Source organism: Flavicella sediminum, from assembly GCF_006381105.1.
Taxonomy (GTDB): domain Bacteria; phylum Bacteroidota; class Bacteroidia; order Flavobacteriales; family Flavobacteriaceae; genus Flavicella; species Flavicella sediminum.
Window position 1 is genome coordinate 124,728 of record NZ_VDET01000007.1, and the last position, 13,787, is coordinate 138,514.

Annotated in this window: 15 protein-coding genes; 9 read left to right on the forward strand and 6 right to left on the reverse strand. The window is 34.0% G+C overall.

Annotated features, from left to right (window positions below):
- Positions 1-80: 80 nt before the first annotated feature.
- From rpsF to FGM02_RS08430, 7 genes are all read left to right on the forward strand, one after another.
- Positions 81-422 carry a 30S ribosomal protein S6 gene (gene rpsF / locus FGM02_RS08400; RefSeq protein ID WP_139957923.1) on the forward strand — a complete coding sequence of 114 codons (342 nt, stop codon included), beginning with the start codon at positions 81-83 and terminating at the stop codon, positions 420-422.
- A 5-nt stretch (positions 423-427) separates the two neighbouring features.
- Positions 428-724 carry a 30S ribosomal protein S18 gene (gene rpsR / locus FGM02_RS08405; protein ID WP_139957924.1) on the forward strand — a complete coding sequence of 99 codons (297 nt, stop codon included), beginning with the start codon at positions 428-430 and terminating at the stop codon, positions 722-724.
- Between the two features lie 15 nt (positions 725-739).
- The gene (gene rplI / locus FGM02_RS08410) at positions 740-1,186 is read left to right on the forward strand and encodes a 50S ribosomal protein L9 (RefSeq protein WP_139957925.1); all 447 of its coding nucleotides are present in this window, start codon (positions 740-742) and stop codon (positions 1,184-1,186) included.
- Between the two features lie 132 nt (positions 1,187-1,318).
- Positions 1,319-1,933: a hypothetical protein gene (locus tag FGM02_RS08415; RefSeq protein WP_139957926.1), complete on the forward strand. Its 615-nt coding sequence runs from the start codon at positions 1,319-1,321 to the stop codon at positions 1,931-1,933.
- Between the two features lie 43 nt (positions 1,934-1,976).
- Positions 1,977-2,450 (forward strand): DUF6495 family protein, encoded by a 474-nt coding sequence (locus tag FGM02_RS08420; protein ID WP_139957927.1) that lies wholly within the window; start codon positions 1,977-1,979, stop codon positions 2,448-2,450.
- A gap of 66 nt (positions 2,451-2,516) precedes the next feature.
- Entirely contained in the window at positions 2,517-3,182 is a 666-nt protein-coding gene (locus FGM02_RS08425) for a TrmH family RNA methyltransferase (RefSeq protein ID WP_139957928.1), read from the forward strand.
- 69 nt (positions 3,183-3,251) lie between these two features.
- Complete coding sequence (locus FGM02_RS08430; protein WP_139957929.1) at positions 3,252-5,606, forward strand: T9SS type A sorting domain-containing protein; 2,355 nt, start codon at positions 3,252-3,254, stop codon at positions 5,604-5,606.
- Between the two features lie 74 nt (positions 5,607-5,680).
- On the opposite strand, the gene FGM02_RS08435 is transcribed toward FGM02_RS08430, so the two are convergent.
- The 4 genes from FGM02_RS08435 to msrB (FGM02_RS08450) all read right to left on the reverse strand — a co-directional run bounded on the left by FGM02_RS08435 (position 5,681) and on the right by msrB (FGM02_RS08450) (position 9,216).
- Complete coding sequence (locus tag FGM02_RS08435) at positions 5,681-6,553, reverse strand: bifunctional 5,10-methylenetetrahydrofolate dehydrogenase/5,10-methenyltetrahydrofolate cyclohydrolase (RefSeq protein ID WP_139957930.1); 873 nt, start codon at positions 6,551-6,553, stop codon at positions 5,681-5,683.
- A gap of 36 nt (positions 6,554-6,589) precedes the next feature.
- On the reverse strand, positions 6,590-7,918 hold the full coding sequence (gene ffh, locus FGM02_RS08440; protein WP_139957931.1) for a signal recognition particle protein: 1,329 nt from the start codon (positions 7,916-7,918) through the stop codon (positions 6,590-6,592).
- Between the two features lie 436 nt (positions 7,919-8,354).
- Positions 8,355-8,741, reverse strand: coding sequence for a peptide-methionine (R)-S-oxide reductase MsrB (gene msrB / locus FGM02_RS08445; protein WP_139957932.1), 387 nt, complete (start codon positions 8,739-8,741; stop codon positions 8,355-8,357).
- A gap of 10 nt (positions 8,742-8,751) precedes the next feature.
- Positions 8,752-9,216, reverse strand: a complete 465-nt coding sequence (gene msrB, locus FGM02_RS08450; RefSeq protein WP_139957933.1) for a peptide-methionine (R)-S-oxide reductase MsrB — start codon at positions 9,214-9,216, stop codon at positions 8,752-8,754.
- 122 nt (positions 9,217-9,338) lie between these two features.
- On the opposite strand from msrB (FGM02_RS08450), the gene FGM02_RS08455 reads away from it, so the two are divergent.
- The gene (locus FGM02_RS08455) at positions 9,339-10,133 is read left to right on the forward strand and encodes a M48 family metallopeptidase (protein WP_139957934.1); all 795 of its coding nucleotides are present in this window, start codon (positions 9,339-9,341) and stop codon (positions 10,131-10,133) included.
- A 76-nt stretch (positions 10,134-10,209) separates the two neighbouring features.
- Complete coding sequence (locus tag FGM02_RS08460) at positions 10,210-11,511, forward strand: MFS transporter (RefSeq protein ID WP_139957935.1); 1,302 nt, start codon at positions 10,210-10,212, stop codon at positions 11,509-11,511.
- Here the strand turns inward: FGM02_RS08460 and FGM02_RS08465 are convergent.
- Both FGM02_RS08465 and FGM02_RS08470 read right to left on the reverse strand, forming a co-directional pair.
- On the reverse strand, positions 11,508-13,148 hold the full coding sequence (locus FGM02_RS08465; RefSeq protein ID WP_139957936.1) for a M1 family metallopeptidase: 1,641 nt from the start codon (positions 13,146-13,148) through the stop codon (positions 11,508-11,510). The genes FGM02_RS08460 and FGM02_RS08465 overlap by 4 nt on opposite strands.
- Positions 13,149-13,236: 88 nt before the next feature.
- Positions 13,237-13,659, reverse strand: coding sequence for a nucleoside-diphosphate kinase (locus tag FGM02_RS08470; RefSeq protein WP_139957937.1), 423 nt, complete (start codon positions 13,657-13,659; stop codon positions 13,237-13,239).
- Positions 13,660-13,787 lie beyond the last annotated feature (128 nt).

The window sequence follows — 13,787 nt, forward strand, 5'->3', positions numbered from 1 at the left end:
AAACAGACGGTTCTAACTTGTTTTTTGAAAAATAAATTCTATATTTGCAGCCTTAAAAATAATATTTAAATTAATTAATTATGAATCATTACGAAACTGTTTTCATTTTGAATCCCGTTTTATCTGATGTTCAGGTAAAGGAAACAGTACAGAAGTTTGAGGACTATCTTGTTTCTAAAGGAGCCAAGATGATTCACAAAGAAGATTGGGGGCTTAAGAAATTAGCTTACCCTATTCAAAAGAAAAAAAGTGGATTTTACCACTTATTTGAGTTCAATTTAGACGGTGCTAACTTAGCAGCTTTTGAATTAGAATTTAGAAGAGATGACAGCATTATGCGTTATTTAACTGTAAGGTTAGACAAACATGCTGCAGCTTGGGCTGAGAAAAGAAGAGAACGTGTAAAATCTGCTAAAAAATAAGAATTATGGCGTCAATTGATCAACAAGCAAAAGGAGGAAAACAAGGGGATGTAAGATACCTGACTCCGTTAGACATCGATACTAAAAAAGAAGCTAAATACTGTAGATTTAAGAAAAATGGAATTAAGTACATTGACTATAAAGATGCAGATTATTTAATGTATTTAGTAAATGAGCAAGGTAAAATTTTACCACGTCGTTTAACAGGAACATCTTTAAAATACCAACGTAAAGTGTCTGTAGCTATCAAAAGAGCTCGTCACTTGGCTTTAATGCCTTATGTTGGAGATTTATTAAAATAATAAAGTAGATACGACATGGAAGTTATATTAAAACAAGACGTAGAAAACTTAGGATTTCAAGATGACATCGTAACTGTGAAAAACGGATACGGAAGAAACTTTTTAATTCCTCAAGGACAGGCAGTTTTAGCAACAGGATCTGCTAAAAAGGTATTAGCTGAAAACTTAAAACAACGTGCTTTTAAAGAAGCTAAAGTTGTTGAAGAAGCAACGAAAGTTGCTGAAGCAGTGAAAGCATTAGAAATTAAAATTATCGCTAAAGTTGGTGAAGGAACTAAATTATTTGGTTCTGTATCTAACATAGATGTTGCTGAAGCTATTGCTAAAGCAGGAACTATTATTGATAAAAAATTCATCAAAATTACTGGTGGATTGATCAAAAGAACAGGAAAATACAGTGCCGTTGTAAGATTGCACAGATCTGTTGTTGCTGATATCACTTTCGAAATTGTAGGTGAATAATTCAATTAGCTAAACATATTAAAATCCACCACTTGTAATGAGCTGGTGGATTTTTTTTATAAAAAATATTCATAGGGCTATCCGCATTTTCTTAAGTCCATTTGTTTTTACCATTAAATTAAAACCCAAGCAATGATTGCATTTTTACACACTTCGGCAATACATATACCTAAGTTTGAAAACTTGGTCCGTACATTTGATGCTGAAGTGGAAATTAAACATTTTGTAAACGAAGATATCCTTAGTTCTGCACTAGAAAAAGGGGTAACAGATACGGTGAATTTTTCTAACGAAATAACTAAAATTAAGGCTTTACAACCAAAATTAATTATTTGCACTTGCTCTACTTATGGAGAAGAATGTGATAACAATGCTGCCGTTGAAAGAATAGATCAACCTATTGCTGAGTTTTTAGTGACGAATTTTACGAAAATAGGTTTGGCATATACCGCCAATTCTACCAAAGAAGTGAGTCATAATTTATTGGTTAGAATTGCTAAAGAAAAAAATAAGGAAATTGACCTTATACATTGCGATTGCTCTTCTGCTTGGACCTATTATGAACAAAACGATTTTAATTCCTATTCAAAGACCATAGCACAAACAATTATTTCATTTGAAAATGAAGTGGAAGTCGTTTTTTTAGCGCAAGCCTCCATGGAAGGTGCTAAAGAATATTTGACCAGTTTTTCAAAAGAAATATATTCAAGCCCCGAATTTGGCGTGCAAAAATATTTAAAAAAATAAGTTTTTATTGACTCATAGCGAGTCCTATTGTAATACCCTTGTAATGAAATACAGACAACTTACCAAAGAACAATTTGAAGAGCTTCACGAAGAATTTGCCATATTCTTAGCTTCTCAAAAAATTGATGTAAAAGAATGGCAAACCTTGAAAAAGGAAAAGCCCAATGTGGCTGAAGAAGAGATGAACTTGTTTAGCGACATGGTTTGGGAAGAAGTACTAAAGAAAGCTGAATTTATTGAACATTTTTCAAAAAGCAGCATTAACTTATTCAAAACACAACAAACATTAATAGAAAGAATTCTCATAAGAACTACGAATCCTGAAATTGATTTTCAAACTGAAGAAGGAATTTTATGGTTGACTAAAAATGCGGGGGACTCGAGTTTAGAATATTTTTATGCACATAAAGATTATGCAAAAGAAAGAGCGATAGAAATATTTGATTTGATTGAAAAAGGAGGGATGATTACCAAAGGTGGTTTGTACACATCAGCCGCTACAATAATTAAAAAGTAACGGGCCTAAACTAAGCGTTTACCTTCAAATTATAAAAATAATTATTACAACCTATTGGGCAATAGCATGGAAGACAAGCAGCACTTAATTTCTTTTTTAGAGGAATTTGTAACCGAACATCGAAAGGAAATCTTTCAAGAAGTTTTAAAAGATAGAACACGACATTTTACGGTAATTTTGGAAGATTTATTCCAAAAGCACAATACCAGCGCGATTACCAGAAGTTGTGATATTTTTGGAATTCAAGACTTACATATTATTGAGAATAAATACAAAACTTATGTCTCCAATCAGGTAGGAAAAGGTTCTCAAAAATGGTTGACCTTCCATAGATACAATGAAGAAAACCATAATACGCAGACATGTATTGATAAAGTGAAAGCAGCAGGTTACCAAATTATCGCAACGACACCTCATGAAAAATCTAGTTTTGTAGGAGATTTTGATGTGACAAAAAAATCAGCTTTTGTTTTTGGGGTAGAAAAAGCAGGAGTTTCAGACATGATGCTTGAACAAGCTGATGGGCATTTAAAAGTACCCATGTATGGATTTACAGAAAGTTTAAACGTGTCTGTTGCAGCGGCCATCGTATTACAAGATGTGGCCGGACGAGTAAGAAAAACAGATACGCAATGGCAACTTACCCGCGAAGAGCAACAGGATGTATACTTACAATGGTTGAAAAAGTCTATTAAGAGTATTGATAAAATAATGGAACGTTACAAAAGTTAAAATTATTTTCATAATTTAAAGGTTTAAAGTATATTGTGTTCTTCACAAATCAACTTACAAACCAAACCTATGAAAAAACACTACTTTTTAGTTCTAGGGATCGTATGTGTATCCCTAATTGCCCCTTTTTTCTCTTCTTCCTTAAGCATACCCGATGCACAAAATATTTATGGAGGTAGAATTCATGCCATTGCAGGCTATTTAAAACATGCGGATACTACACGAATATTCGTTTCCACAGAAAGTTCTAATTCTGTTTTCTATGCAGATATGTATTCTACCAATTCCGGAACTCCTGCTGTAGGTACCTTTTCTGTAATGCCGAGTTTAGATGCTAGTCAAAATTTTGGTTCGTCAATAAATAAATTGGCCGCACACGAATCTTCCGAAACTTTATACTTTATTAAAGATGCTACTTTGTATCATACAAATCCTACTCAAAGTACAAATACAGATGCCGGACTTAGCAATGTGAACCAAGTATTTATAAAAGACGATTATATATTTGTGGCACAGCCAACCGATTTAAATTTCGGAACTTTAGATGCTAGCAATGTTTATACGCCACATGCAGATTCTCCTATTACCTTGCCTACATTAACACAGCAAGCAAGTTATGTTGTGCATCCTGTAAATAACAACTTTTATATATTTACTGAAGGAAATACTCCTCAGCTATTTCAAGCTTCAGATACCTATACAAGCTTTAATTCCACAACAACCTTTACAGATATTTCTCCAACTCTTGTAAGTTCTTCTGTTTCATGGAAAGCTTTTGGCATTGGACCTGATGGGAGGTATTTTATTGGAGGAACCAACAATACGAACAAATACATTGCCTATTCAGATGACAACGGTAGTACTTGGACAGAGTACAACATGGGAATTGTTGGAGTAGCAGGACCTAATTTTGATTTTTCAGGAACAGCGTCTAGTTACCATGTTTATTTTGCTTCAGTATATAGCAGTAATAATGGTTTAAGTGGAACTTGGCACAATTTCGGAAATAATTCGGGCTATGCGCATCCAAATGATGGTGCTGTTTACCAAGACCCGAATAATAGTACAATGGTTTATATGACAACCGACCAAGGATTGGGGATTTCTTATACCAAAGGCTTGCATATCTCTTCTGCCGATGCGGGTATTGAAGCTGTACAAGTAAATGATATGGAAATGACCTCTGACAAAGACACAGCCTGGATTGCTTCTAAATCGGGTATCCGAAAAGTAGTAGATTACCAATCGACACCAGTTTGGACCGATGCTATTTTCCCTCAAAATGACGGTTCTCCTTATTATTCGATAGGAATGAATCCTTCAAATTCTAATATTGCCTATGCAGGAAATCTTAGAATTTACAAAACCACAAATGGAGGTACCTCTTGGAATCAGATTTTTACACCTGAAAATGCGCCTTACAATTACCCATCCGTAGGAACAATTGCTACAGCAATTACCGTTTGCGAATACAATGAAGATGTACTCATGGCCGGCTTTGAATTGTCTGGAACTTCTAAAGGTGGACTTTTTTATTCTCATGACGCTGGTGCAACTTGGGATCAAATATTACTGCATGCCAGTTCTGGAGTAGAAGATGTTGATGTAAGAGATGTTATTTTTAATGTAGAAGGAACTGATACGATTGCTTATGTAGGCGTAGATTATGATTTAAGTTCCCCTACAGGAAGAAGTGTTTATAAAGTCACCAAAAGTGGAGCTACTTGGACACCTGCTCAAGACATGACGGCTTCTACAACAAGCACAGGAAGTTTAATTGTGGCTTCAATTACTGATTTAGACAAAGACACAAGTACCAATGAAATATTTGCTGCAGGTACCGATGCTGGAATCAATCATCCCATTGTATACTACAAACCATTATCGGGTAGTGGACTATGGACACCTTATACCACTTCTGGCTTTCCTTTTGTTGCAGGAAAAGAAGGAAAAGCAGTAACCAAAGGTGTTGATACGGTTTATTGTGCGGTAGACAATGAAGTATATTATTTACCAAGTGGAGGGTCTAGCTGGGTAAATGGCTACGTGTATCCTGTAGGAACAGACATCAACTTTTTGTATTATGATGATTTATTAGTGGCAACTAATACAGGGCTCTATGCTCAATCCGGCCCCGGTAACACCCCAGCAAGTGTCAATCACCTAAAATCGACAGAAAATTATTTTGATTTTTACCCGAATCCGATTAACGCTGGTTCAAGTTTACAAATTCATTTAAATATTCGTATGCAAGAATCTTTTACAATTCAAATTTTGAATCTAAACGGTCAAACATTATTTGAAGAAAATCAATCGGGAATGGAAAGTAAGATGCAAATTCCTAATTTAAAAACGGGTACGTATTTAATTCGTTTGTTGTTGAATGGAAAGAATGCAAGTACCCAAAAATTAATGATACAATAATTTGCTAATTGCAATAAACAAAAAAAGGGCTATTCATTACGAATAGCCCTTTTTTTGTTTTGTACTATAAATCTTTATTTTCTAGAACAAGCCAACAATGTGTTTTTTAACAACATTGCAATGGTCATAGGTCCAACACCTCCTGGAACTGGCGTAATGAAATCAGCTTTTGGACTTACACTTGCAAAGTCAACATCACCAGCCAAACGGAAACCGCTTTTCTTTGTAGCATCAGCCACACGAGTAATTCCAACATCAATAATTGTAACTCCTTCTTTAACCATATCACCCGTTAAAAACTCAGCAATACCTAAAGCTGCTACAATAATATCAGCTTCTTGCGTTATAGCTTTTAGGTTTTTGGTTCTACTATGCGTTAAGGTTACGGTAGCATCACCTACAGCTCCTTTCTGACTTAGTAAAATACTCATAGGTCTACCTACAATATGACTTCTTCCAATAACCACCACATTTTTACCAGAGGTTTCCACTTTATAACGTTCTAACAATTCCATAATTCCATAAGGAGTTGCAGGTAAAAAGGTAGGCAATTCCAAAGCCATTTTTCCAACATTAGTAGGGTGGAAGCCATCTACATCCTTATCCGGATGAACAGCCATCAATACTTTTTGCTCATCAATATGTTTAGGCAAAGGCAATTGAACGATAAATCCGTCAATTTCAGGATTATTGTTTAAGTTTTCTATTTGAAGTAACAACGCTTCTTCAGTAGTGTCAGCAGGAAGTTCTAATAATGTTGATTCAAAACCTACCAAGTCACATGCTTTTACTTTGGCACCTACATAGGTCATACTAGCTCCATCGGATCCTACCAAAATTGCCGCTAAATGTGGCGTTTTCTTTCCTTGCTTTTTTAATTCAGCTACTGCAATTGCAATTTCTCCTTTTATATCAGAAGAAGTTTTTTTTCCGTCTAAAATTGTCATTCAGAATAGTTATTTATAATTATCAAAAAAATACAATTACTGCATTCCTTTCATCATTTGCATCATTTTTCTACCACCACCGCCTTGCATCATTTTCATCATTTTACTCATTTGAGTAAATTGTTTCATCAACTGGTTCACTTCTTGAATAGAAGTACCTGAACCTTTAGCGATACGTTTTTTACGACTTGCATTGATGGTTTTTGGCTCCGTTCTTTCACCTGGAGTCATAGAATGAATAATGGCTTCAATTCCTTTAAATGCATCGTCATCAATATCCACATCTTTCAAAGCTTTACCAGCACCTGGTATCATGCCCATCAAATCTTTCATATTACCCATCTTTTTGATTTGTTGAATCTGAGAAAGGAAATCGTCAAAACCAAATTGGTTCTTTGCAATTTTTTTATGAATTTTTCTAGCTTCTTCTTCGTCGTATTGTTCTTGAGCTCTTTCAACAAGAGAAATAACATCTCCCATTCCCAAAATACGATCTGCCATACGATCTGGATGGAATACATCAATTGCATCCATTTTTTCTCCAGTACCAATAAACTTAATTGGTTTGTTTACAACAGATTTAATCGTCAATGCAGCACCACCACGAGTATCACCATCTAATTTTGTAAGGATAACCCCATCAAAATTCAAGACATCGTTAAAGGCTTTTGCTGTATTAACAGCATCTTGACCTGTCATTGAATCTACAACAAACAAAGTTTCCTGAGGTTGAACTGCTTTGTGAATATTAGAAATCTCCGTCATCATTTCTTCATCCACAGCCAAACGACCCGCGGTATCAATGATCACTAAATTTTTTCCATTTGCTTTCGCGTATTTAATGGCATTTTCAGAAATTTCAACAGGATTTTTGTTTTCAACTTCCGCATAAACTTCAACGCCAATTTGTTCACCAACAACTTGCAGCTGATTGATTGCGGCAGGACGATAAACATCACAACCTACTAATAATACTTCTTTTGACTTTTTTGACTTTAGAAAGTTGGCTAGTTTTCCAGAGAAAGTTGTTTTCCCTGAACCTTGTAGACCAGACATTAAGATAACTGTTGGATTACCAGAAAGGTTCAAACCTACTGTTTCTCCACCCATTAAATCAACTAGTTCGTCTTTTACAATTTTAACTAGTAGTTGTCCTGGATTCAATGTTGTTAGTACATCTTGTCCAATTGCTTTTTCTTTTACACGTGTGGTAAAATCTTTTGCAATTTTAAAGTTCACATCGGCATTAATCAAAGCTCTACGAACTTCTTTTAATGTTTCCGCAACATTTACTTCAGTAATTTTTCCATGCCCCTTAAGTACATGAAACGCCTTATCTAATTTATCACTTAAATTATTAAACATAGATCTTCAATAAATTTTTAAAAGCAACAAAGATAAAGCAAAGAAGGAAGTTGTCAAAGAAGAGTTTGACAATTATTTTACGAAACCTCCAGTGATCAAACAGATTGATTCAATGGAGGTTTTTGATATTTAAAAGTTCTATGAAAAAAAGCAAAGAAATAATACTTCGCACTACATTTCATACATTGGTACATGCGGATACCAGGTAAATACTTAAACACCGGTGGGCGTTTAATTCTATTTCTTTGCATAGAAGAGCAATAGGGACAATGCTTACTCATATTAAATTAACTATTGGTTATTTTTTGAATTGCAAATTTACTAAAAAAAAGAATAAAGCATCTTAAAAAAAGTGCGCTATTAACATTAAGAAAACGATATTTCTTTTGTTTTTACTAAAACATTAAGAAAAATGTAATAACTGATCTGTGAAATATTATTCTTTAAAAGAAATGGAAGCTGAATTGACACAAAAACGCAAACCTGTTTCAGTTGGTCCATCTTCAAAAACATGACCTAAATGTCCATCACAATTATCACAAATAATTTCAGTTCGTATTCTTCCAACAGATAAATCCTTTTCGTATCGAATGGTTCCTTCAATAGCTTCATCAAAAGAAGGCCATCCACAATGTGCATCAAATTTGGTATCGGATTTGAATAAGGGAGTAGCGCAACCTTTACATGTATAGGTTCCTTTTTCAAAATGCAAATTATAAGTCCCTGTATGTGGCCGTTCGGTTCCTTTTTCTCTTAAAATATGGTATTCATTTTCAGAAAGCTGTGCTTTCCATTCTGCTTCTGTTTTATTTAATTTTGCCATGGTATTGATTTTATTTTGATTCAAATTGTAATGCTGCGGAATTTACGCAATATCTTTTTCCTGTTGTCTCTTTTGGTCCATCATTAAACACATGTCCTAAATGCCCATCACAAATAGCGCATACAACTTCTGTTCTAACCATTCCGTGACTTTCATCTTTAATTTCAGAAACATTTTTTCCTAGATATTGATCAAAAGCAGGCCAACCACTATACGAGTTGTATTTGTTTTTAGAAGAAAACAAAACTGTTTTACATCCTGCACATTTGTAAACTCCTTTTTTGTAATGCTTGTTATAAATCCCTGTCGAAGGACGTTCTGTTCCTTTTTCTCGCAATACATGATATTGCATAGGTGTCAATATACTTTTCCATTCCTCTGTTGATTTGCTTACTTTTTTCTGCGCCATTATCTCTTGAGACATTCCCGAAAAAATAAAAACCAATAAAAATAGCTGTCCGATTTTTTTTAACATCTGTAAATTTTTTAATTCATACATTTTGACGAAATACAGCTACGAACTTACACTAAAAAAAACACAATATCCTAACGAAATTTTAAGTAGGTAGTCCTATATTTGCAATAAATCACATACTTATGAAAAAAACACTAGCCTACGGTTTAATTGCCTTATTTTTTTACAGCTGTTCAACTGTACCTATTACAGGTAGAAAGAGATTCAACATTGTATCTGATGCAGAAGTGTTGCCAACAAGTTTTTCTCAATATCAAAGTTTCTTAAACGAAAATAAAATCTCAAAAGACGTAGCTAAAACTAAAGAATTAAAGGCAATTGGTTTAAAAATTTCAACTGCGGTTGATAAATTTATGAGAAGTAATGGTATGACTTCCGAAGCAGACAGCTACCAGTGGGAATTTAATTTAATTGAAGATGCCACCTTAAATGCTTGGTGTATGCCAGGAGGAAAAGTTGTTTTTTATACAGGAATTATGCCTATTGCAAAAAATAAGGATGGAATTGCTGCGATTATGGGACATGAAATTGCACATGCTTTTGCAAAACATGGACAAGAGCGCATGACCTCATCACAAATTCAACAATTGGGAGGTGCTGTTGTGGCAATGGGAACAAATAATCAAGATGCCAAACAACAACAAATTTGGAATATTGCTTACGGATTAGGGTCACAAGTAGGCATGTTGAAATTTAGCAGAGATCATGAAACGGAGGCAGACAAACTAGGAATGGTTTTTATGATCATGGCAGGTTACAATCCACAAGAAGCCATCAATGTTTGGATTCGTATGAGTGAAGTAGGAGGTAGCGATACCCCAGAGTTTATGAGTACACATCCTTCTAACGAAAGTAGAATTGAAGCTTTAAGAGCCTACTTACCAACTGCTGTAAAAATTGCTGCAGAAAATAGCTAAGGCTTTCTATAAAAAAAGAGTAAATTGTGAACTGTTCTAAAAAGGGCGGTTCATTTTTTTTATACCAGAAAATCAGATGTTAAAAAAAGGAGATAAAAAATTAATTGGTGCTTGGGCATTTTACGATTGGGCCAACTCAGTCTATTCTTTAGTTATTGGAACTGCTATTTTTCCAATTTACTACAACAGTGTAACTGGAGGAAATGATGCTATTGTACAATTTTTAGGAATGGATTTCAACAACGCTACACTTTATAGTTATGCTTTGTCTTTTTCTTTTTTCATGGTTGTTTTCTTATCACCTATACTTTCAAGTGTTGCAGATTATATGGGAAATAAAAAGCGTTTTATGCAATTTTTCTGCTTCCTAGGTTCCTTTTCCGTAATGTCTTTATTCTTTTTTAATGAAAACACGCTGTGGGTAGGTATCGTTTTTATGGTACTGGCTAGTATTGGCTTTTGGGGAAGCTTGGTTTTTTACAACGCCTATTTAACGGAGGTGGCTTATCCAGAAGATCACGATAGGGTAAGTGCCAAAGGTTTTATCTTGGGCTATTCAGGATCCGTATTATTGCTACTTATCAACTTAATGCTTCAAATGTTTCCTGAAATGTTTGGAATTGAAGACCCTACCTTGCCTGCAAGAATTTCCTTTTTAATGGTGGGAATTTGGTGGATTGGCTTTGCTCAATACACCTTTTACTACTTGCCAAATAACAGTTTCAATAGAAAGCCCGAAAAAGATTTTATTTTCAAAGGTTTTAGAGAATTGAGAAAAGTAGTGAGGGAATTAAAGGAGCAAAGAGAATTAAAAATATTTTTAACCTCATTCTTTTTATATAGTGTTGGTGTGCAGACCATCATTTTAATTGCCGCTTTGTTTGGTGATAAAGAATTGCATTTAGAAACTGAAAAATTAATCATCACTATTTTATTAATTCAGTTGATTGCCATTGTTGGTGCTTATGTTTTTTCTAGACTTTCAAAAAAAATCGGAAATATAAACACCCTAAAAATAACCATTTTTGGTTGGGGGCTAATTACTGTTGGTGCTTATATGTTGAACAAAGACAATCCAAATGTGACCTATCAATTTTATGCATTGGGCGGTTTTCTAGGATTGGTTTTAGGAGCTATTCAATCCATTTCTAGATCTACTTACTCCAAGTTATTACCTGAAAATACGGTTGATAATACCACCTACTTTAGTTTTTACGATGTTACTGAAAAAATAGCGATTGTATTAGGGACTTTTATCTCTGGTTTTGTTATTGCTTTGACAGGTTCTATGAAAATTTCTGTATTGATTTTGGCGGTATTTTTCTTTGCAGGTTTTGTTGTTTTAAGTTTTATCAAAAAAACAAAATACGTTTCTTAGTTCACTTTTTTAACTTCAATATAAAAGTTAGGATCTATTTCAAAAGTGCTCGATACGTCAGTTAATGAAATATCTTTCCATTCTGCTGAAGGATAAATCCAAACAGGTTCTTTATTTAGAAAAATTTTCAGGGGAAGTTTAAAATTTTCAACCGCATTTGAAAAACGATATTCAATTTTATTTACAGTTTGTTTGTATTCCAAAACAGGAACATGTACGGTACGTATATACTGTTGAAAAACAGTACTTAAATCGAAACCGCTTTGAGCACTTAAATAGGTTTCAATTTGATTTGTAGTTACCGTTTGGTGGTAAAATGTTTTATTCAAACCTCTTAAGATAGTTCGCCATTTTTCATCATTAGCTACTAATTGACGAATCATGTGCAACATATTATTTCCTTTGAAATACATATCTCCCGAACCTTCTTTATTAACGTGATAGTGTCCTATAATTGGCTTGTCATTTAATATGCGTTTTCGAAGTCCTATAACATATTCATTTGCTGCTTTGGTACCAAAATGATAATCTAAAAACAGACTTTCAGAATAATTGGTAAAGCTTTCATGAATCCACATATCCGCAATGTCTTTGTTCGAAATATTGTTCCCAAACCATTCGTGCCCCGTTTCATGTACAATAATAAAATCGAATTTTAACCCCCAACCTGTTTTACTCAAATCGCCACCCAAATAGCCATTTTTAAAACCATTGCCATAGGTAACTGAACTTTGGTGTTCCATACCTAAATACGGGACTTCAACCAATTTATAACCATCCTGATAAAAAGGGTAGGGACCAAACCAAAATTCAAAAGCAGCCAACGTTTTTTTTACTTCCTTAAATTGTGATTTTGCTTTTTCTATATGTTCCTCTAAAACATAATAATCACAAGTCAAATCTCCATTTTCACCAAGAAAAACTTCTGAAAAATGTTGGTAATTCCCTATATTTAAATTGACACTGTAATTATTAATCGGATTTTTAACCTGCCAAATATAAGTAGTTGTTTTTTTTAGGCTATCCTTTTTTCTCGAAAGCAATTTTCCATTTCCTACTGCCACTAAATTTTCTGGAACCGTATATCTTTCCGTTACGCCTTCATCCGGCTCATCGTACAAATGATCTTTGTTAGGCCACCAAACACTTGCCCCAAAAGACTGACAACTTGTTGCTATAAAATCATTTCCTTTACTGTCTGTAGCCCAAGTAAATCCGGCATCCCAAGGTGGTGTTTTTGTGTTAGGCGGATGTCCTTCAAAATAAACAGTAAGACTATCTACTTTTCCTTTACGCTGTCGATTGTTTAAGTAAATATAATGTGCATTACCCACTTGTCGCACCTTTAAAACTTTTCCTTTTTGCACAACTTTTGTAATGAGCATGGGCGCTTGTAAATCTATTTGCATCCATCTATTTTCTCGTAAAACTTCATACCGAATGCAATTGCTACCTGAAATAAACTTGTCTTGGATATTGACTTGTATGGATAAATCATAATGCTTCAAATCCCACCAAATTCTTTCTTCGGTTATGCTACCTCGCAAACTATCTTGTTGGGTAAACACATTTTTTTCTTGTGCATTACTTATTAATATTGAAAAAAAAAGAATAAAAAAGAAAAAGGCTTGCTTCATAATTGTAATAGACTCAGATTTTAAAAATAACGAAAAAAGGTTGATTAACTGAATAACCAACCTTTTTTAAACTATGTTTTAACTTTGTTTAAGCAAACATTTCTCTTTCAGAAAAATGAAAAGCACTTTCAATAGCTGCATTTTCATCACTGTCAGAACCATGCACTGCATTTTTAGTCATAGACTCTGCAAAAAGATTTCTCAAAGTTCCTTCAGCAGCTTCCTCTGGATTTGTAGCACCAATTAAAGCGCGGTAATCTTCCACTGCATTTTCTTTTTCTAAAACAGCTGCTACAATAGGACCACTGGTCATAAATGCAACTAATTCATTAAAGAAAGGTCTTTCATTATGTACAGCATAAAATTTCTCTGCATCAATTTTTGACAGTTGTGTCAGTTTCAAAGCGACGATTTTAAATCCTGAAGCTCCAATTTTGTCTAAAATCGCTCCTATATGACCGTTTTCAACAGCCTTAGGCTTAATCATCGTAAATGTTCTATTAGTTGGCATTGTATTGTGTTGGTTTTTGTTATTTTATAGCTGCAAAGATACTTTTTTTCCATATAAACCCTACTAATTTACTTATAATTTCGGGGTGTAATTAGCTGCAAATTTTCAAGTTCTAATTAGTCAATTAT